The sequence below is a fragment of the Anaerocolumna cellulosilytica genome (assembly GCF_014218335.1).
Lineage (GTDB): Bacteria > Bacillota > Clostridia > Lachnospirales > Lachnospiraceae > Anaerocolumna > Anaerocolumna cellulosilytica.
On the sequence record NZ_AP023367.1, the window covers coordinates 681,880 to 703,104 of the forward strand.

Consider the following 21,225-nt stretch of genomic DNA (forward strand, 5'->3'; position numbering starts at 1 on the left):
CAACAGATAAAACAGGTGGAAGGAGGAGAGTGAGCCGATGAACTATATCTGGGATATGTTAATCAAGGCAAAAAAGGCAGGTCTAAGGAAGGAAGACATAACCTTTTTAAGGGCAAAGGTGTATTCTCCCTACATGGAACTTGCATTCGAAGAATTAAATTCAGAATTTCAAGATGAAAAACTGGTGGTAGAGATCAATCCCTACTACCGGTATTATAATATATTTAAAAATTTATTTCCGCCGGATTTTTTAGAGTATGAAGCCCTGCGGAATGTACTTTTTGATTTGCTAATGCACCATCTGGCAGATACCGATGCCTATATGGGCATGAACAAGACGGAGTTTTATAAGCATTTTATACTGGAAGACATTGAAAACGGCTGTTTTGGGCAGAAGTTGAAAGAGAGCCTGACAGAATTCTCTGAAATAGAAAAACAGATGCTTTTAGAACGGATTATCCGTTTATATAAATTAGGTGACAGCTTGCAACTGTTAAAAGAAACCATACATGTAATCTTTCGTAACAGCAGTATCTACATCAATAAGCAGGAAAAGGATGAGATACTGATTTACCTGGGAGAGAGAAAGAATAAAGCGAAGGAGAAAAAGATACAGCTAATACTTGATTTTTTCCTTCCGGTCAAGTACGCTATACGAATTTATTGGGATAAGCATTTCGGAATCATCGACGTGAAAGAAACCATGAAAATTGAAGAAATCCTGCTTTATTAACAATTATGGGAGAAAGCATATGAATACAAGAGTAAATTCACCTGGGCACACTAGGGCAGCCTATAAAAAGAGTGTATTAAAGGATATGACCACCTACAGGTTAAGGGAAATATGTATACAGGAAAAGTTAATTAAAGGAATCGCTAATCCCTTAAACCGCCAGGAGCTAATCAACACCATTCTGCGTTTTCGTGGGGAAGATGAAGCCATGCTTATTGAAAAGCGTGCAGAAGGCGGATTCGATAGGGTGGAAGAGGCCATAAAGAGAAAGCTGGGTACAAGACTTGATGATGGGGAAGCCATACAAAATCCTGCCAGAATGATACTATATAGGAATCTTGCTCTAACCCAGTTTGATGAATATAAAATAAGGCTTCAGGATCAAATGGGATATGGTACAGTACAAAAGATTTATCAGGAGCAAAAAGTTCAGGTGCCAGGATACAATAAGCCCTATAGTGGGAGTGGCTTGGGAAAAGCGAGAGAAAGCGGTCAAAATAAATATAAAAGCCTCATTAATACCAATGTATTACTAGTTGGAGAAAATAACGAGCTGTGCTGCATTATGAATCTAACCTCTGACGGAAGGGAGACAGAAAGTTATTACCTCACCAAGAGTAAGGAGCAGGAGATAAGACATGAAAACATCAAGTTTTATTATCTTTTATTCTTCTCCAAGGAGGAGTCTGAATATCTGTACCAGACGTATTACGAAGAAGTAGATGAACCTGTCATACTGGATTATTATAAAATACCCCTTGCAGATTTAGAAATAAGAGAAATAGAGGAAACAAAAGCCGTGTTGTCCATAGATTTCGGCACATCTAATACAACAGCAGCAGTTTATCTAAATCACGGCTACATTCAAAAACCAGATAGAAATGATTTACTAAATGAAAAAATTAAGTTAGATGATATAAATATAGTTCAGTTTTTAGATGAAACTAAAGAGTCCAGTGTCTGGAAACCAATGGTACCAACTCTAGTCAGTGTTGCGGATTGTACCAATCAAGAAGACATAGTGTATCACTTTGGTTATGAGGCTAGAAAGGATACAAAGGTTAAATATTACGATGAATCCTTTAGTATATTCTATGAAATGAAACGTTGGGTGGAAACCTATAACGGGGACCAGGAAATCATTGATAAAAAGGGAAATACAGCAACTGTAAAACGGCAGGATATGATTCGAAAATACCTCTTATATGTCATTGCCAATGCAGAGCAGCGGTTTAAATGCCACTTTAAAAAGCTTCACTTAACCAGCCCTGTAAAACTAAAAGAGCAGTTTATTAGCATGTTTACAGCTATACTGCCGGAATATGAAATCGAAGGCAACCGCATGTTGGATGAAGGCACAGCGGTTCTTTATAATACCATCACAAGTCTTATTGAGAAAAAGAGTTATTACGAGGGGGAGCGTCTGGCGGCACTCATAATGGACTGCGGAGGCGGAACAACCGACCTTTCCTCCTGTGAATTTACTATACGGAATGAAAAGTCTTCCTATCTGGTGGATATAGAAACAACGTATGAAAACGGAGACACCAACTTTGGAGGAAACAATATTACCTATCGCATTATGCAATATTTAAAGGTAGTATTTGCCGATTATTACGAAGGTAAAAAAGGAGTCCGTATAGAAGATTTTTTAGCACAGGCAGAAATGGATATTTATCGGATGGTAGATACCTATGGAAGAGAAAAAGTCTATGAAAAACTGACAGAGGCTTACAATACGGCGGAAGAAAAAATCCCAACCAAGTTTCGCTACTATGAAAACCGGAGCAGGGAAGAATACTACATGGTAAAAAATAATTTCTACTTCCTGTTTCAGGTAGCAGAGCGTTTGAAAAAGAAATTCTATCAGGGACGAGGAATATTAAGAAATCGGTTTGAAGCAAGTAAAGAGCAGGAAAGCGAAGACTTAATGATAACCTGTATTGATTATTGGACCTTATCCGTACGGGAGGGACAAGGTTTAAAGGTACGCCATGATTTTCCGGAGATTGTATTTAATATAAAAGAAATAGAATTGCTGTTAAGAGCAGATATTTATTGGATAGTGGACAGGTTCCTAAACGAATTCTATCAGACCGGGAGGTTGTCTGACTTTTCCATCATTAAGTTAACCGGACAGTCCTGCCGGATAGATTTATTCCGGGAAGCCATTAAAGAATTCATACCGGGCAAAAGTATTGAATTTAAGCCCTTTGGTAAGAGTGAGGCCAGTATCAGAGATTTAAAGCTGGCATGTGTGAGAGGGGCAGCAAAATACATAACAGATACGACCTCCGGCTTAAGTGAAGTACGTTTAATAAACAGAAGCCCCAGAATACCCTATTCCATCAGCGGTGTCACTCATGAAAATGAGGAAAAGAAATTAATCTATAACCTTGCTAGAGAGCAGACGCATGGTACCTTATCAAGAAACAAAGGAATCACAAGGTTAGAGCTTTTCTTAAGGGATGGGGATGGGAAACTTAAGTTTCACTACCTATATCAGAATGACCCAGATGCCTATGAACCGAAGACTTATGAGGAAATACAGGATAAATACAAGGAATACAGACAATATATCATACAGGATGAAACGGATAATATTAATAATACAGAAGTTAAATTCTTCATCTTTGCCGCAAAGGAGCAATGGGGCTTTTATCTTGTACCAATCACCAGAGAAGGAACACAGCTTTACTTAGGAAAGGATGCCTTTTACGCTTTTGAGAATAACTTGTGGGATGTGAACTTTTTTGACGGAACCAAGTAGCTTAGAATAGGTAATAGCGAAACATATATTCTGTGTGACGGAACTAGTCAAAACCACCAAAAACAGGTTCCGATGCAGTGGCAAGTCACCTTTATTTTGGTGGTTTTACCTATTTCCTATTTCTAGATAAAGAGTTGTAATTACCTAAGTAACTTAGAGAATTAGGTAATTGCGAAACTGTTATTTTATGAGTCGGAATCAGTCAAAATCACCAAAAACAGGTTCCGATGCGGTGGCAAGTCACCTTCATTTTGGTGATTTTGTCTACTTCCAACTTCTAGATGTATCGTTTCGCAATGGTCTAAACTTAGAGAATAAATGAAAGGAGGAAAGACATGTTTGCAGAACAATTTCCTATCTTTGAAAAGGATAAAATACTAAAAGCAGATATGCTTACGGAGTTAAAAGATTATCCGAAAAATATGTTTTGGCTTCAGTATCAGGATTACTCTGACGGAATCTTATGTGGTGCAAGGGTAATTGTGACCGGTAAGGAATTAACCATAACCCCCGGAGTCATAAAATTCAAGGAGAAACTTTTTCATATGGAGGCGGAGGTTAAAGTGCCTTACACAGCCTCCGGTACGGAGCATATCCTAAAGGTTCGTTTTTTAGAAGATGAGATTAAGAATGATTTTATTATATGCCGTACGGAGCTGGTTTTGGAAGAAGGCACCAGGCTTGAGGTGGATGAAGCGGAGTTATGCCGCTTCACTTTAAAAGATGGTGCCTTATTAAGACAGGACTATCAGGATCTGGCAGACTTTGCAACCCTTCATAATACCGTGAATATCATACATGTGAAATACGCAGGAATCAAGGAGGAAACCCTCTCGCCGGAGATTACCGCATATTTTGGAAAGGAGTTATTAGGTTTGAGCCCTGATAACCCCTATGATATCAGCTTCGCCCTCCTTTGTTTGCAGGAAAAGCAAATGGAGCGGGGAGCTATCAAGGCTTATTTGATGGCAAGGCTGAATGTGAGAGAGGATGCGTTAAGTACCAATGAACAGCTTCACAGATATTTGACCCGTATACTGGATGATGTGGTGAATGGAAGAAACGGCAGGAATTATCAGGGTGGGGGAGCGAAGAGGTTGATAGTGGAGTAGACTTAGCAAGTGAATAGAAAGTATAGCATATATATGCAGGTCTACATTTGAACTTAATCGTATTAATTATTTGCCTAAAGGAGGCTACTATGCAATATGGAGACGAAGAAATTATTGAGTTATTAAATCAACATAAGAAATATTCAGTTGGTAATGTGTACTCAGGGATTTGTATTGGCGGCGAAATGTTTCATTTTCATGAGTATTCATTTTTTGAACATAAACTTAAAATTATGTTACCTCTCCGTTTCATCGATACACCAAAAGAAGTAATGAAATTAAAATATGCCAATACAATAATGCCTCAAATAGCTAAAATAAGTATGGATTATACCATGGATATGTCTTTTACTTTAACCACAGAGCCGCTAAGAGAAGATGAGATTGAGCAAAGAATAGATGAACAAATACATATCTTAAAAAGATTGCAACCAGGTTATGAGGTTTATGAAAAAAATATTGAGGACACCGGTTGTATTAAGTTTGGGTGGTTTGATTTCAAAGGCTATGCAATGGATGAAATTCTCTATAATATTACCTTTATAGTAGCTATTAATGGATGTATGATGTATGGCAGATATAATTGTAGTATATATAAGGCACAAAAGTGGAAACCTGTAGTGCTTCAAATGTTGTACTCAATAAATAATGAAGCAAAAACAACAAATAAATATGTAATTGAAAGTCTGATTGATAATTTTTAATAACTCATACTTGTTTTAATATATGTAATTATCTAACAAATTAAATGCCAAGAAAGTAGGGAATAATGTGAAATTGTTTTTCAGACCAATAATAAATCATGATTTTTATATGGAAATACCTGAGAGTTTTGACTTTATGACTGATGATATTGCAAGAATAAAATATCCGTCTGAATTGAGACCTCATGTTATATTTACCAATGAAGATGCTTCTGTAGACTATAAATTTAGTTATGTAAATCAGACATTGGATGAAGGACTTCTTGATGAATTAATAAAACAAACAAAATTGAACTTAAGAAAAATCTACACAGGAATTCAATTTTATGATAAAGACATTTTTCAAGTGGATGGAACAAAGCTTGGGTGGTTTGAATTTATGTCACCCGCAATTGACGGTTCACTGTACAATATTGTATTTTATACTTGGATTAATGGACAATTACTGCAAGGTGGGTTTAATTGTATATATGAAGATTCCGTATCTTGGAGACCGATCGTAATAAATAGTCTAAGAACAATAAGGAAGGAGACGGTGATATAAAGTGAATGATGGATATTTATTTATTAGGGGAATGGAATATCTGAAAGTTACAAATTGTGAATGGAAAAAAGAAGTAAATGATTATGGGTGGGCATCTATAGGCGGATTTGTTATTGAAAACAAGTTAGATGAATGTAAAAGTAAAATATCTTCAAGTGAGTGGATTGCACTTGAAGAAATCGTTCAGGGTGAGAAAACAACAGTTATATCTGGTGTAGTCTATTCTTTCTCGATTAAAGAGGAAATAGGGCTACATGTATTTAAGCTGGAAATAAGAGGAGAAGTTATAAAGCTGGACATAGTTCCTCATACAAAAATATTCCAAAACAATTCTAATGCAATAAGAACAATATTATCAAAAGCGGATAGTAATGTTAAATACCTAATAAATAGTGAATTTGATAAAGCAATAAATCACATGGTTGTTCAATATGAGGAAACAGATTGGAGTTTTATTAAACGAATCGTTTCAGAAGTTGGAGGCTATATTATTCCTGATTATAAGGCAAAAGGATTCCGGTTAAAGATTGGAGTAACTAACCGATCAGTTGCAACAGTAGATATAAAAGAATATGAAATAGTCAACAACTTTCATAGGTATGAAAAAAAGAAGAATAATGGCGTAGGATTAAGCTTTCAAGGTGATGAAACTGAGTTTGTATTTAAATCAAGAGATATCTATGAATTAGGAGATGGGGTTTTATTTAATGGTAAGTCACTATTTGTATATGGAATTCATGGAGAATTTGAAAAACAGGAATTGATGAATACATACACCCTTAAATATCGTAATGGTTTTTTACAAGAAAAAAAGAAAAATTATGCTTTAATTGGAATGTCTTTAAAAGCTACCGTAAAAAGCGTTGTAAATGATACAGTTACGGTAACGTTTGATACGGTAGAAAGTACAGGGGGAAGAGCATATCAGTATGCTACTGTATATTCTACAACAGATGGGGCTGGATGGTTTTGTATGCCGGAGGTAGGAGATTCGGTACGAATCTATTTTCCCTCAGAAAAAGCAGAGCAGTCATATGCTATAAGTTCAGTACATCTTGCAATGGGTGATAAAAATCCTGATACAAAGTTTATAAGGAATGTTCACGGAAAAGAAATCTCATTTTCAGAAAAAGAATTAAAGCTAACGAATAATAAAGGGTTAGATATAATCCTCAATGATGAGGATGGTATCACCATAAATAGTAATAATAGTATTAATATTAATGCATCCGATAAAATAGATATTATTAGCTCAGGGGATAAAATTAACGTAGAAGGAAAGGAAGGAGTAGAATTGAACCAAGGTGCTTCAAAAATTATTGTAAAAGATGATGTCACTTTTGTAGGTGACCAGATTCATATACAGGGATTGGAGTAAGTGGTAATGACAGAACGAGAAAAAGAATTAAAGAAAAATATTGTGGAATATACAGCAGAATATCTTGGTCAACAAAAGAAAGAGATTGAGAAAGTTTTTGAAATACATACAGAAGAGATATTTCGTGAGCTAATGAAAACATTTCATGAGTTGTTCCAAAAGGCAATACAGTTTCAGGAGATGAATGAAAAGGGGGAAATTAATTATATTACAATTAGCTTCCTTAACTTTGGATTTTTACAAAATACCATTGAACTTAAGCTTAGTCTTTTTGATAATACTTTTTATATGGATGCAAAAGAAGTTACCGTATATTTTAAATGCAATTACTTTGATAAAATTATAAGGAATGATATGGATAACTTTAAAAGCTATATAGAACGAAGAATGATTCAAGTAAAGTATCATGAACTATATAGTTATAAAAAAATATGTATGATGAAGTATAAATCAGTCATGGAAAATGCTATGTCTGCTTACGTTAATTATGTTGTACGCCTTAAATCCTTTGAAAAGTTAGTGAAGACAAAAAGTTTTAAAATAATTTTTAATGAATACATGTGCCAAGGAACGGTGTTATTTGAAAGTGATGAGGAATTGATTAGATGAGATACTTTTTAATTAAAACAGATAGAAGAGTGAGTGATGCACCAAATATCATTAACTGGGTAAGTAAGATTAATCCTGCTTATCTGAAAGTCGGTTCTTATTATAAAATAGATAATCGAACTGTTTTAGAAATTGAAAGTAACAAGAATACTGTTTTTACAGAGATAATAACCTTTCCTTTTCTTCTGATATCAAAAAAAATAAAAGAAATTATAGCAAAGTATGAACCTACATTAAAATACAAGGAAATAATCTTACTTGATTCAGATAATAATTTAATGCAAGTATATTACATGCCAATACTTGAAGAAATAGACTGTTTGACAGAAGGCACTGTGTTTAATCTTGACCATAGTGTGATTGAGCATGGTGTTATTCAAAGAAATAAAGTAGGTGAATGTAGTATTTTTTCTTTAGCAGAAGTGAAAAACAGATATATCGCGGTACGCTTAGATGTGCTGGAAAGTATACTACGGAGAGATGCGATTGTCACTGTAAAGGAATTAGAAGTTAGATAAGGAGAGGTAAGATGTCAGAAATAATTACAGAGGGTAGCAATGAAGAATTGAGCGAAGATGAAAAAAAATTATTACTTGAAGAGGTGCAAAAAAGCAGAGATCTTGGAGATGAAGAAGCACCAAGCAATCTTATGGTAAGAGGAGCGTTATTAAGATGTAGTTGTGGAACCCATCCAAGACGATTGAATTTACCAAAAAGCTACGGCGTATATGCAACAGATACACAACATCCAAAAGTTCATGAATTAAACAATTTGGTGGGGGATGATAAAAACATTGCGTATTTTGGGGTTTGCAAAAGTAACAATCCACCTCAAAGCGACACAATTACACTGGAACCTTATGTAACTCCAGAGGGTAAAAAAACCTCAGATTCGAATGCAGAAGGGAAAAAATGTGAGCCAATTATTCTTGGAAACTGGCTTGACAGCAAGGAAAATGATCTTATCTATGATGAAGATAATGATAAGAAAGTTCCTTGTTTAACGGTTAACGCATTTACAGTATGCAAGTATGGAGGAGTCATTGTTCCTTTAACATCAGGACAGGAATATAATGGAGATTAGGAGGGAAAGTCGTTGAATTCAATATCTTTTGATGATATTATTATAAAAGGAATAGCTGATATACAGCAAGTCTTAAATATAACGATAACAGAAAAGCCAAATGAGCATGCAAGAGCGTGTATTGAAGCCATCTTGGACACTGATTCGCCAAGTATATTCGACAAACGTGGTCTGTGCAATATAGAAATTGTTGAAAAAAAGACAAGTGCTATACTATTTAGCGGATATTCGGAAACTATAAAGTACATAGTGAACAACGGATTACATAAAGCACAAATACATCTAATATCATATAGTGCCAGGTTTGACTGTAAGTTATCCAGCCGTTCCTTTCAGGACGTCAGCGATTCTCTTCAGAAAATAGCGTCTTTCGTAGCGGGTGAATATGCAGGAGCTTCCGTTGTATTTCGAGAACAGGGAAGCAAAGCAATTGGATACCCCATTTTTCAATATGACGAAACAGATTGGGAGTTTTTAAAAAGAATAGCCAGTAGGTGTCATCAGGTATTAATTGCGGATTCAAGTTTAAGTAATCCATCTGTTTATATTGGTGCAGATACAGGAAGTGCTTATGATTTGCAATGTGCCGCTTATGAATACAGTGTTGCTGATGCATTTTATAAAATGGGAAGAGTGAGCAGCAACTATTCACAAGAACAATTTAAATGCCACAAAATACGATATTATAAAAATCTACCCCTAGGAAAACTTGTCAGAATAAAAGAAGGAACTTACTATATCATAGAAAAGCATGCATCTATGAACCATAGTGAGGTAGTATTTGAATATACACTGGGTTCAAAATCAATGCTGTCAACGGACGTTATTTATAACCAAAACCTATGTGGTCTGCAATTACAGGGTACGGTCACAGCGGTAATGGAAGACAAAGTAAAAGTTAAGCTTGCTATTGACAAAAAGGAATCCGGAGCCTACGCGTTCGATTGGTATCCAGAGGTGTCCAATATTATGTATTGTATGCCTGAGACAGGGGAACGGGTAAATTTGTACTTATATGATGGTAAGGGTGGCGGTGCGGCTGTAGTAAATTGTTTAAGAAGTAATGGCAGTACATGTGCCAATACGTCAAATCCTGCCCACAAGATATTTGAGTATAAAAATAAAAGTTATAAGATACTTCCGGAGGATATGACTTTTGAAATAGCGGATGGTGATGGAAGCCAGCAGTTATTAGCGTTAAAGGATATGGAAGGAATTGTAGAAGATATTCTGAAGACAAGTAAGCTATCTGCGAAAAAGAAAATTAATTTAAATACACCAAATGGAAAAATTAACATACAAGCCCCTAGCCAAATTGAAATAAGGCAATCGGATTCGACGGGAGCTACGCTTTCTATTAATCAGACGATTGAGTGCGATGGAAAAACTGTGGATGTACAGGCTTCTTTAAGAATAGAATATCCGGCGTTTGATGATGCACCTGTAGCAGTTAAGAAACATTGGGGTAAATTATTGTTAAAAGTACTGGCGGCTGTAGTGATTGTGGCGGCTGTGGCATTGGTGGCAGCTGGAATAGCCGCACTTACTGTAGCGACGGGAGGAATGGCAGCTGCTGTGATAGGAGCCGCTGCCATAAAAGCAGCGGCATTTGTGGTAAGCACAGCTTTAATCGGAGGAGCAGTTTCTGCAGGTATTAGTATAGGAGTACAGTGGAGTAGTGATAAAAAAAATGGAATAAAGAGAGGATTCTTAGATTACCTGTATCTTGGTGTTGATAAGTTTTGTACTGGTGCTATAATAAGTGCTCCTATGGGATTGCCATCATCATTAATCTTTAAGCTTGTAATGACTGCGGCAAGCAGTTTCGGTTATCAGAAGATTGATAATATACTGGATACAAATTTTGGTAGGGACTATTATGACGAAGACTCTAGTACGACTTTAAATATTGCGTTTGATGTTTTTTTTGCTGGATTAGGGGAAGGAATTACATCGGCACTTAAAACGCTATTTGGTAAGGGATTAAAAACATTATCAAATTTGAAATTATCTAAAGCAGATACAAAAGCATTAACCAAGTTATGGAATGCCATTCCATTTGTTAAAAAACTATCAACCAGTGGGGCGGATGTAAACGTAAACAAACATTATATCCGCGAGGTACTTACTAAGATATTGCCTCAAAAATTGGATGATTCTAAAATAATTTGGTATTTAATATTAGGTGGAAGAGAGGCAACAGAGACAACATCAGCTAAATCGGGTGCCGATTTACCTACTGCAGTATTCACTGATAGTGATGTAAATCCTATTTTTGGTAAGCCAATAGGATGGTTAGAAGATTTGTTTAGAGGTGAATCAGAGTACGATGCATCTTATACCAATTATTCAGTCCTAATTAAAGATGATAAAGACATAAAATGGATTGATATAGATGAGGATGGTAATTTAGTGTTTGAATAAATAGTAATAAGAGTAAATGGTATGTACTACAGGAAAGATGATCAATTATCTGTATTGGTGTTTTCTTTGTGAACTTGATAAAAACGGCAATCATTGCATTAGTAGTTGTGAATGTATTAATCATATTGTGGTATTACCAGCCAGTTACTAAAGGGTAAAGTTATTTAAAAGGGATGGAAATCTGTTTAGATAAGCAATTTATAATGCTATAGTTTATCCCTACATGTTCTTAAAATTATTGATGAGGAAAGAGAGAGCGTGCATATGAGAGCAATTCTGCAAGAAAGGTTTCATAAAAGGAGACAAAGAAATTATAGTTTGAACACGTAAAGTTAATAGAAGGACTTGCAAGTAAATAGTTTTAAATTCTATTGTTTAGCAGTTTATTTTAAGAATCATAAAAAGAAAGGATGATAAAGTGAAGCTTACGACAGTCAACCCCAAAAATGTTAAAGAAGAAGTCCAATTATTAGGCAATGAGAGACCAATGACTAAAGCTGAACATGACATCTTAAAAGAGAGCATGGATTTAAAAAAAAAGAAAAAAGTAATAATAATAGTATGGATTCTATTTATTATTGTAGTATTTATTTTAAGTATAGGGGTTTACTTTATGGATTCAATCAAAAGTGCAATTATATCTTTTGTAATAATAAATTCATTTGTTGTTTTTGCTGTAGGTACTATAGTGTATGATATAAAAAAACTACTAAAAAAGGATGAAATCTTTGTAAGAGAAGCAATTTTTCTTAATATAAATAAGTATCATAGAGCTTGCTTAGATATTAATAAAAATGGTAAAAGGAAGATTATTAGCGTAAGTGCGTCAACAAGAGAAAAAATAATTAAGGGAGATAAAGTTATAATTCTTAAAACACGTAGTTCCAGAGGGATCTACCTTGCAAGAGAATAAACAGTTTTAGAGTATGATATATTAGATAGTACCATTATTGAATATTCATATTATTTACTAGAGCAAGAACGAAAATTTAATTGTTTAAAAAAGTAGCCGAAGTAAACTTGGCTAAAACTTTTTTGAGAATATACTATATCTAAATTAATAAAAAGGTAGATATAGAATACAATCTTTTAAAAAGGCTCTTAAGCTATGTAGTTAAGAGTCTTTTTGAAAGATAGATTAATAATCTTTGCCTTCATTATCCAGTAACTGCTTCATTAATCGAGCACCAGTTTTCATGCCAATGTTAAAGTATATTTCATTTAGCTCAGAAGTGTATTCATTAATATAAGTCTCGATTTCATAAAATCTTTTGTCATCTAATAATTTTCTTAGATTCTGAAACAAAGTGTGATAAGCAATTTCTTCCCTATTAGTAAATGTATTGTGTGTAATATTTGAAGTTTTAGAGTCTCTAATCAATCGAGACAAATGCTGTAATGATGATGAATTTAAGATATCTTTATAAGTATTCATATCCTACCCCGTTTTCTTTAAGTAATAGAAAGTATATTAATATTAACTCAGTAGCACTGTGTATATCTTATATTATAAGCATTTAAAATATATATGTCAATAAAAATACAAAGTTTAAATTTGTAATAATGAACACGATATAATGTACAATTTTACTATCTAGAAAAAGTTTGATTATCATAGAAGGGGCGAAGATGATGTACGAGGAGTTTTTTTCAGAAAGATTAGTAAAATTGAGAATGCAAAAGGGTGTTTCTGCACGAGATATGAGTTTGTCTTTGGGTCAAAGTGAAAATTATATTAATATGATTGAAAATAAGAAAAACTTACCTTCAATGGCTATGTTTTTTAATATTTGTGAATACTTGAATATAAGTCCAAGTGATTTCTTTGAGTATAATTTAAATAATCCAGTAAAATCGAATCAGATTATGGATGGGCTAAGTAAGTTAGATGATACAGTATTAGAGTATCTTTACGGAATAGTAAAAGAGTTAGCCAAAATAAAAAAGTAAGTTGTATGTACGAACAATTATATTAAAAAAGGAAGAGTCTGTATCAGTTCTGTGCTTGAACGATATGGGCTCTTTTATTTTTGAATAAGTAGGAACTATGTATGTAAGTATGGAGGAGTCATTGTTCCTTTAACATCAGGACAGGAATATAATGGAGATTAGGAGGGAAAGTCGTTGAATTCAATATCTTTTGATGATATTATTATAAAAGGAATAGCTGTATACAGCAAGTCTTAAATATAACGATAACAGAAAAGCCAAATGAGCATGCAAGAGCGTGTATTGAAGCCATCTTGGACGCTGATTCGCCAAGTATATTCGACAAACGTGGTCTGTGCAATATAGAAATTATTGAAAAAAAGACAAGTGCTATACTATTTAGCGGATATTCGGAAACTATAAAGTACATAGTGAACAACGGATTACATAAAGCACAAATACATCTAATATCATATAGTGCCAGGTTTGACTGTAAGTTATCCAGCCGTTCCTTTCAGGATGTCAGCGGTTCTCTTCAGAAAATAGCGTCTTTCGTAGCGGGTGAATATACGGGAGCTTCCGTTGTATTTCGAGAACAGGGAAGCAAAGCAATTGGATACCCCATTTTTCAATATGACGAAACAGATTGGGAGTTTTTAAAAAGAATAGCCAGTAGGTGTCATCAGGTATTAATTGCGGATTCAAGTTCAAGTAATCCATCTGTTTATATTGGTGCAGATACAGGAAGTGCTTATGATTTGCAATGTGCCGCTTATGAATACAGTGTTGCTGATGCATTTTATAAAATGGGAAGAGTGAGCAGCAACTATTCACAAGAACAATTTAAATGCCACAAAATACGATATTATAAAAATCTACCACTAGGAAAACTTGTCAGAATAAAAGAGGGAACTTACTATATCATAGAAAAGCATGCATCTATGAACCATAGTGAGGTAGTATTTGAATATACACTGGGTTCAAAATCAATGCTGTCAACGGACGTTGTTTATAACCAAAACCTATGTGGTCTGCAATTACAGGGTACGGTCACAGCGGTAATGGAAGACAAAGTAAAAGTTAAGCTTGCTATTGACAAAAAGGAATCCGGAGCCTACGCGTTCGATTGGTATCCAGAGGTGTCCAATATTATGTATTGTATGCCTGAGATAGGGGAACGGGTAAATTTGTACTTATATGATGGTAAGGGTGGCGGTGCGGCTGTAGTAAATTGTTTAAGAAGTAATGGCAGTACATGTGCCAATACGTCAAATCCTGCCCACAAGATATTTGAGTATAAAAATAAAAGTTATAAGATGCTTCCGGAGAATATGACTTTTGAAATAGCAGACGTTAATGGAAGCCAGCAGTTATTAGCATTAAAGGATATGGAAGGAATCGTAGAAGATATTCTGAAGACAAGTAAGCTATCTGCGAAAAAGAAAATTAATTTAAATACACCAAATGGAAAAATTAACATACAAGCACCTAGCCAAATTGAAATAAGGCAATCGGATTCGACGGGAGCTACGCTTTCTATTAATCAGACGATTGAGTGCGATGGAAAAACTGTGGATGTACAGGCTTCTTTAAGAATAGAATACCCGGCGTTTGATGATGCACCTGTAGCAGTTAAGAAACATTGGGGGAAATTATTGTTAAAAGTGCTGGCGGCTGTAGTTATCGTGGCGGTTGTGGCTTTAGCAGCAGCCGCTTTAACCTTTATATCTGGTGGGTCAGCACTTGTGCTACTAGCAGCTAAGGCAGTTGTAATAACTGCTTTAATCGGAGGAACAGTTACGGGCGGTTTTAGTGTAGGAGTACAGTGGTTCAGTGATGATAAAAATGGAATAAAGAGGGGATTTTTGGATTATCTGTATCTTGGTGTAGATAAGTTCTGTACTGGGGCGATATTAAGCGCACCTATGGGCTTACCAGATACTTTACCGCTTATAGGAAAACTTTTGGGAGTGGCTACAACCAGTTTCGTTTATCAGTTGGTAGACAAGAAACTGGATTCAAAATTTGGAAGAGACTATTATGATGAAGATTCCAATATGGCTCTAAACATTGCATTTGATGTTTTTTTTGCTGGTTTAGGAACTAAAATTACAGATGGTCTCAAAAAGTTATTTGAAAAAGGATTAAAATCATTATCTGTTTTAAAACTCTCTAAGGCGGATACAAAAACCATAACAAAAATATGGAATCACATTCCATTTTTAAAAAAATTGTCAATTAGTGGGGCGGATGTGAACGTAAACAAACATTATATTCGTGAAGTACTTACTAAAAAATTGCCTGAGAAATTGGGAAAATCTAAAATAATTTGGTACTTAATATTAGGAGGAAAAGAGATAACCGATACAAAACTAGTTAAACCAGGTGCCGATCTACCGACTTCAGTATTCACAGATAGTGATTTGAATCCACTCTTTGGTAAACCGATAGAATGGATAGAAGATTTATTTAAAGGTGAATCGGAGTACGATGCATCTTATACTGACTATTCAGTATTAGTTAAAGAAGATGGTGATATAAAATGGATTGATATTGATGAAAAAGGTAATCTTATTTATGAATAATTAAAAATTTTATTAAATCAGTATACATTAAATGAAAGGGAAATTTTTGATTTGAAAAGTATAGAGACCAAAAATCATAATGAAAATAAGATAAAAGAATTAAAGGGGCAAGAAAGGCTGATAACAAAGGCTGAGAGGGAGTATATAGAATATTGTGTAGATTTAAAAAATCATAAGAAAGTTGGCGTGATTATTTTTGTTGCCTTATACATCACTGTATTCATATTAAGTGCCTTGCTTTACTATTTGACTTCATCATTAAGGAGTGGAATTATAACATTTATTGTAGTAAATCTATACATGGTTGCTTTTATGTTGCCTGCAAGATATCACATAGTTAAATTGCTTAAACAAGAAGAAATATGGGTAAGAGAAGCTTACTTGAAAGTTATGAACAAATACCATCTAGCTTGGTTTGAAATTAATGATAATGGAAAAGAGGAGGTTTTACTTATAAAGGCTAATTTAAATGAAAAAATATATAGACATGATAAAGTAATAATAGTTAAAGTACATAAAACAGCTTATGTATATAAGGCAAGAGACTAGTAACCATATTTTTTCTATTGTGTCATGTTTGTGTTTACTTAATAGATTTAATAAATTGTGGACTTGTGTCTGTGCCATTTATAAAGGTTTATCTGTAATTGGTTATAGATTAGTGACAGTACTAAGATGAAGTTGGAAAAAATAGAAAATGAAGGATGCCGTAAAGTAAAGTATCTCGATTGTAGAGTTCGACATCCTCGCACTATGATGAAATATATTATTCTTTGCTATCTTGTACATATTTAATGATATCTTGAATTTCACAATCCAAGATATTACATAATTCATTAATAGTATTTAATGTAACGCTACGATTATGTTTTAAATTGTCCAAGGTGCCTCTGCTCAGTTTATGATTTTTTATTAAGTAATAGGTTGTTATTTTCTTTCTTTTTAGAGTATCCCATAATGGGTCAAATACTATCATTTCAAACCACCTTTTATTTTTATTATATTGCCAAATATATGGGTTGAAAATTGCCGTATATTTGGGTATAATATGGACTATAATAAAAATGGAGGTGGGGTCATGTCGAGTACCGATCGAAAATTAAAAGTTTACCAATCGTATAATGCAAAAAATCAACATATACCAGAGATAAGGTTTAAAGGAAAATGGCTGGAAGAGAATGGTTTTTATATAGGTTTGAATATTGAAATAGAAATACATGACAATATGCTGATAATAAAGCAAAAGGTATAAAAATCAATCTTTATTATTTTAAAAATTATCTAAAGTAGTACAAAATCTTTAAGATGATATTATTATAAAAGGAATAGCTGATATACAGCAAGTCTTAAATATAACGATAACAGAAAAGCCAAATGAGCATGCAAGAGCGTCTATTGAAACCATCTTGGACGCTGATTCGCCAAGTATATTCGACAAACGTGGTCTGTGCAATATAGAAATTATTGAAAAAAAGACAAGTGCTATACTATTTAGCGGATATTCGGAAACTATAAAGTACATAGTGAACAACGGATTACATAAAGCACAAATACATCTAATATCATATAGTGCCAGGTTTGACTGTAAGTTATCCAGCCGTTCCTTTCAGGATGTCAGCGGTTCTCTTCAGAAAATAGCGTCTTTCGTAGCGGGTGAATATACGGGAGCTTCCGTTGTATTTCGAGAACAGGGAAGCAAAGCAATTGGATACCCCATTTTTCAATATGACGAAACAGATTGGGAGTTTTTAAAAAGAATAGCCAGTAGGTGTCATCAGGTATTAATTGCGGATTCAAGTTCAAGTAATCCATCTGTTTATATTGGTGCAGATACAGGAAGTGCTTATGATTTGCAATGTGCCGCTTATGAATACAGTGTTGCTGATGCATTTTATAAAATGGGAAGAGTGAGCAGCAACTATTCACAAGAACAATTTAAATGCCACAAAATACGATATTATAAAAATCTACCACTAGGAAAACTTGTCAGAATAAAAGAGGGAACTTACTATATCATAGAAAAGCATGCATCTATGAACCATAGTGAGGTAGTATTTGAATATACACTGGGTTCAAAATCAATGCTGTCAACGGACGTTGTTTATAACCAAAACCTATGTGGTCTGCAATTACAGGGTACGGTCACAGCGGTAATGGAAGACAAAGTAAAAGTTAAGCTTGCTATTGACAAAAAGGAATCCGGAGCCTACGCGTTCGATTGGTATCCAGAGGTGTCCAATATTATGTATTGTATGCCTGAGATAGGGGAACGGGTAAATTTGTACTTATATGATGGTAAGGGTGGCGGTGCGGCTGTAGTAAATTGTTTAAGAAGTAATGGCAGTACATGTGCCAATACGTCAAATCCTGCCCACAAGATATTTGAGTATAAAAATAAAAGTTATAAGATGCTTCCGGAGGATATGACTTTTGAAATAGCGGATGGTGATGGAAGCCAGCAGTTATTAGCGTTAAAGGATATGGAAGGAATTGTAGAAGATATTCTGAAGACAAGTAAGCTATCTGCGAAAAAGAAAATTAATTTAAATACACCAAATGGAAAAATTAACATACAAGCCCCTAGCCAAATTGAAATAAGGCAATCGGATTCGACGGGAGCTACGCTTTCTATTAACCAGACGATTGAGTGCGATGGAAAAACTGTGGATGTACAGGCTTCTTTAAGAATAGAATATCCGGCGTTTGATGATGCACCTGTAGCAGTTAAAAAAAGTTTGAAAAAAATATTATTTAAGATACTGGCAGCTGTAGTTATCGTAGCGGCTGTGGCTTTGGTTGCAGCTGGAATAGCCGCGCTTACTGTAGCGACGGGAGGAATGGCAGTTGCAATAGGAGCAGCTGCAATAAAAGCAGCAGTATTTGTGGTAAGCACAGCTTTAATTGGAGGAGCAGTTACCGCTGGTATTAGTATAGGAGTACAGTGGAGTAGTGATAAAAAAAATGGAATAAAGAGAGGATTCTTAGATTACCTGTATCTTGGTGTAGATAAGTTTTGTACTGGTGCAATTATAAGTGCTCCTATGGGATTACCTAATATACCTTTATTACCATTAGTTGCTAAACTTGCGGGTGTTGCAGGAGCTAGCTATGCTTATCAGAAGGTTGATAATATACTGGATGCAAAATTTGGCAGGGATTATTATGATGAAGATTCTAATATGACCTTAAATATTGCATTTGATATTTTTTTTGCTGGATTAGGGGAAGGAATTACATCGGCACTTAAAACGTTATTTGGTAAGGGATTACAAACATTATCAAATTTGAAATTATCTAAAGCAGATACAAAAGCATTAACTAAGTTATGGAATACTATTCCGTTTGTTAAGAAATTATCAACTAGTGGGGCCGATGTAAACATAAACAAACATTATATCCGTGAAGTACTTACCAAGATATTGCCACAAAAATTGGATGATTCTAATATAATTTGGTATTTAATATTAGGAGGAAGGGAGGCAACAGAAACAACATCAGCGATACCAGGTGCAGATATCCCTACTTCATTATTCACAGATAGTGATGTAAATCCTCTTTTTGGTAAGCCAGTAGAATGGATAGAAGATATATTTAAAGATGAATCAGAGTACGATTCATCTTATACCGACTATTCAGTCTTAATGAAAAATGATGAAGACATAAAATGGATTGACATAGATGAGAATGGTAATTTAGTGTTTGAGTAAGTAGTTATTAATTATTGATACTCTACACTGTATTTTACTACTTTATGATTCGATAAAAACTGCAATTATTACAGTTGTGGGTGTGAAGTTACTAATGATATTTACAGTATTATTTGTCAGGTATCAAATGGTAATGTTATTTAAAAGGGAATATATGTATGAAAAGTGATTTTTACCCTAATTTATCACTATATGTTTAATAGTACGGAAAAAAGATGTACATATGTGAATGTTATACAAAAAAATTTAATAAAGACAAAGTAAGTATAGTTAAATACTTAGCTTTAGAGGTATTTTTCTTACGCAAGAATAAACAGTTGCAGAAAATGATGGTCATAATTTTAACATAAATAAAGCTGTGAACTATAGTCAAGTAAGTAGACACGATTATTAGAAAAAACTTTCTGGAAACAGTTACTAAGCTTGATTCCAGAAGAGTTCCTCCTTTTCATTGGGTGTTAGCATTCCAAGAGAACTGTGTGGTCTTCTGGAGTTATAGAAACCTTCAATATACTCAAATACAGATAGCTGCAGCTCCTGTAAAGAGTAATAGGTTTTTCGGTTGGTTTCTTCTTTTTTCAAATATTTGAAGAAACATTCACAGCAGGCATTGTCGAAGGGATAACCTTTCTTAGAAAATGACTGCACTACATTAAGAGAATCCAATAACTGTCTGAATGAAAATGCAGTATATTGAGATCCCCGATCAGAGTGGAACATGAGGCCTGTAGGGTATTTCCTTTTATCATAAGCTTTTTTGAATGCAGTCATTACCAAAGTGACATCAGGTCTTGCTGAAATGTTCCAGGAAATGATTTTGCGAGAAAATAGATCCATTACAATACAGAGATAATACCATTTCCCAGAAACTTTGATATAAGTGAAATCACTTGCCCAGACAATGTCAGGGGATTTCTGGTTGAACTCCTGATGGAGATGATTGGTGCAATTGCCAGTATCTTTATGCCGATAGTTACGATATGGCTTCACCGTTGACATTCGTGGTAATTGAAGTGTTTTCATCAGGCGGTACACTCGTCCAACACTGATGTGAATGCCATGATCACGCTGGAGGACATAAGTAATCTTATATGCACCAAGACGCTTGTTATAATCGGCGTAGATATGGAGAATCCGTTTGGCTATCTCCTGATTTTCCTTGGTGCGTTCAGCAGGTACTGAGTGAAAATGCTTATAATAGGTACTTCTGTTTACACCTAATACATTGCAAAGAATCTTTATGTCATGCTGAAAACGAAGCTTATGAACAGCATCTAATCGTTGCTGGAGTGTGGCGTGAAGATGGCAATCGCTTTTTTTAGTATGAGGAGTTCCTCCTCAAGCTGAGCATTGCGTTTTTGAAGATCCTTCACTTGTTTGGCGGTCAAGACCTCGCCATCATCCGTTTTGACGGTTGAGTATTGCTTGATCCAACGGGTAAGAGCGGTTAGGGAAACACCGTATTCTTTACAGAGAGCAGCCTGTGTTTTACCGCCAGATTGATAAAGGTTAACGAGAGTACGTTTGAAGTCCTCGTCATACCGTGTTCCAGTTTTACTTGTGGACATGAGTAGATACCTCCTTTTTTTGTCTACTTAATTGTAATATATGGTTACTTATCGTGTCCACTTTTATAATATAGATCC

19 protein-coding genes are annotated in these 21,225 nt (G+C 34.6%); 16 read left to right on the top strand and 3 right to left on the bottom strand.

The genetic code is table 11. The features are described 5' to 3' along the window. Nucleotides 1-37 precede the first annotated feature (37 nt). The 11 genes from acsn021_RS03080 (at nucleotide 38) to acsn021_RS03130 (ending at nucleotide 12,271) form a co-directional block, all read left to right on the top strand. Nucleotides 38-733, top strand: coding sequence for an iron-dependent peroxidase (locus tag acsn021_RS03080; protein ID WP_184095348.1), 696 nt, complete (start codon nucleotides 38-40; stop codon nucleotides 731-733). A 19-nt stretch (nucleotides 734-752) separates the two neighbouring features. Beyond that, complete coding sequence (locus tag acsn021_RS03085; RefSeq protein WP_184095347.1) at nucleotides 753-3,503, top strand: acetate and sugar kinases/Hsc70/actin family protein; 2,751 nt, start codon at nucleotides 753-755, stop codon at nucleotides 3,501-3,503. Nucleotides 3,504-3,838: 335 nt separating this feature from the next. Continuing rightward, nucleotides 3,839-4,615 (top strand): DNA and RNA helicase, encoded by a 777-nt coding sequence (locus tag acsn021_RS03090; RefSeq protein ID WP_184095345.1) that lies wholly within the window; start codon nucleotides 3,839-3,841, stop codon nucleotides 4,613-4,615. A gap of 89 nt (nucleotides 4,616-4,704) precedes the next feature. Next, a complete protein-coding gene (locus tag acsn021_RS03095) occupies nucleotides 4,705-5,319 on the top strand; it encodes a hypothetical protein (RefSeq protein WP_184095343.1) in 615 nt (204 codons plus the stop codon). Between the two features lie 67 nt (nucleotides 5,320-5,386). Next, a complete protein-coding gene (locus tag acsn021_RS03100) occupies nucleotides 5,387-5,863 on the top strand; it encodes a hypothetical protein (protein WP_184095341.1) in 477 nt (158 codons plus the stop codon). Between the two features lies 1 nt (nucleotide 5,864). Continuing rightward, the gene (locus tag acsn021_RS03105) at nucleotides 5,865-7,241 is read left to right on the top strand and encodes a contractile injection system protein, VgrG/Pvc8 family (protein ID WP_184095339.1); all 1,377 of its coding nucleotides are present in this window, start codon (nucleotides 5,865-5,867) and stop codon (nucleotides 7,239-7,241) included. 6 nt (nucleotides 7,242-7,247) lie between these two features. Beyond that, nucleotides 7,248-7,850 carry a hypothetical protein gene (locus tag acsn021_RS03110; protein ID WP_184095337.1) on the top strand — a complete coding sequence of 201 codons (603 nt, stop codon included), beginning with the start codon at nucleotides 7,248-7,250 and terminating at the stop codon, nucleotides 7,848-7,850. Continuing rightward, complete coding sequence (locus acsn021_RS03115) at nucleotides 7,847-8,368, top strand: hypothetical protein (protein WP_184095335.1); 522 nt, start codon at nucleotides 7,847-7,849, stop codon at nucleotides 8,366-8,368. Before acsn021_RS03110 ends, acsn021_RS03115 begins: the two co-directional genes overlap by 4 nt. Before the next feature lie 11 nt (nucleotides 8,369-8,379). Beyond that, nucleotides 8,380-8,934 carry a DUF4280 domain-containing protein gene (locus acsn021_RS03120; protein WP_184095333.1) on the top strand — a complete coding sequence of 185 codons (555 nt, stop codon included), beginning with the start codon at nucleotides 8,380-8,382 and terminating at the stop codon, nucleotides 8,932-8,934. Between the two features lie 12 nt (nucleotides 8,935-8,946). Beyond that, on the top strand, nucleotides 8,947-11,358 hold the full coding sequence (locus acsn021_RS03125) for a hypothetical protein (RefSeq protein ID WP_185264955.1): 2,412 nt from the start codon (nucleotides 8,947-8,949) through the stop codon (nucleotides 11,356-11,358). Between the two features lie 418 nt (nucleotides 11,359-11,776). Continuing rightward, nucleotides 11,777-12,271, top strand: coding sequence for a hypothetical protein (locus tag acsn021_RS03130; RefSeq protein ID WP_184096172.1), 495 nt, complete (start codon nucleotides 11,777-11,779; stop codon nucleotides 12,269-12,271). Nucleotides 12,272-12,496: 225 nt separating this feature from the next. Here acsn021_RS03130 and acsn021_RS03135 read toward each other — a convergent pair whose 3' ends face one another. Next, nucleotides 12,497-12,793 carry a hypothetical protein gene (locus acsn021_RS03135; protein ID WP_184096174.1) on the bottom strand — a complete coding sequence of 99 codons (297 nt, stop codon included), beginning with the start codon at nucleotides 12,791-12,793 and terminating at the stop codon, nucleotides 12,497-12,499. A gap of 197 nt (nucleotides 12,794-12,990) precedes the next feature. On the opposite strand from acsn021_RS03135, the gene acsn021_RS03140 reads away from it, so the two are divergent. The 3 genes from acsn021_RS03140 to acsn021_RS03150 all read left to right on the top strand — a co-directional run bounded on the left by acsn021_RS03140 (nucleotide 12,991) and on the right by acsn021_RS03150 (nucleotide 16,421). Then, nucleotides 12,991-13,308 (top strand): helix-turn-helix domain-containing protein, encoded by a 318-nt coding sequence (locus acsn021_RS03140; protein WP_184096176.1) that lies wholly within the window; start codon nucleotides 12,991-12,993, stop codon nucleotides 13,306-13,308. A gap of 293 nt (nucleotides 13,309-13,601) precedes the next feature. Next, nucleotides 13,602-15,872: a hypothetical protein gene (locus acsn021_RS03145; protein ID WP_185264956.1), complete on the top strand. Its 2,271-nt coding sequence runs from the start codon at nucleotides 13,602-13,604 to the stop codon at nucleotides 15,870-15,872. A 51-nt stretch (nucleotides 15,873-15,923) separates the two neighbouring features. Beyond that, nucleotides 15,924-16,421, top strand: coding sequence for a hypothetical protein (locus acsn021_RS03150; RefSeq protein ID WP_184096185.1), 498 nt, complete (start codon nucleotides 15,924-15,926; stop codon nucleotides 16,419-16,421). A 217-nt stretch (nucleotides 16,422-16,638) separates the two neighbouring features. Here the strand turns inward: acsn021_RS03150 and acsn021_RS03155 are convergent, their stop codons facing one another. Beyond that, nucleotides 16,639-16,848, bottom strand: a complete 210-nt coding sequence (locus acsn021_RS03155) for a helix-turn-helix domain-containing protein (RefSeq protein ID WP_184096187.1) — start codon at nucleotides 16,846-16,848, stop codon at nucleotides 16,639-16,641. A gap of 102 nt (nucleotides 16,849-16,950) precedes the next feature. On the opposite strand from acsn021_RS03155, the gene acsn021_RS03160 reads away from it, so the two are divergent. Next, a complete protein-coding gene (locus tag acsn021_RS03160; RefSeq protein WP_184096189.1) occupies nucleotides 16,951-17,124 on the top strand; it encodes a SymE family type I addiction module toxin in 174 nt (57 codons plus the stop codon). Between the two features lie 154 nt (nucleotides 17,125-17,278). Beyond that, a complete protein-coding gene (locus acsn021_RS03165; RefSeq protein WP_185264957.1) occupies nucleotides 17,279-19,579 on the top strand; it encodes a hypothetical protein in 2,301 nt (766 codons plus the stop codon). Between the two features lie 417 nt (nucleotides 19,580-19,996). On the opposite strand, the gene acsn021_RS03170 is transcribed toward acsn021_RS03165, so the two are convergent. Further along, nucleotides 19,997-21,147, bottom strand: a protein-coding gene (locus acsn021_RS03170) for an IS3 family transposase (RefSeq protein WP_243168001.1) whose coding sequence is annotated in 2 segments (ribosomal slippage) — nucleotides 19,997-20,889 and nucleotides 20,889-21,147 — 1,152 coding nt in all. Because the reading frame shifts where the segments join, the coding sequence is not laid out codon by codon here. Nucleotides 21,148-21,225: the final 78 nt, after the last annotated feature.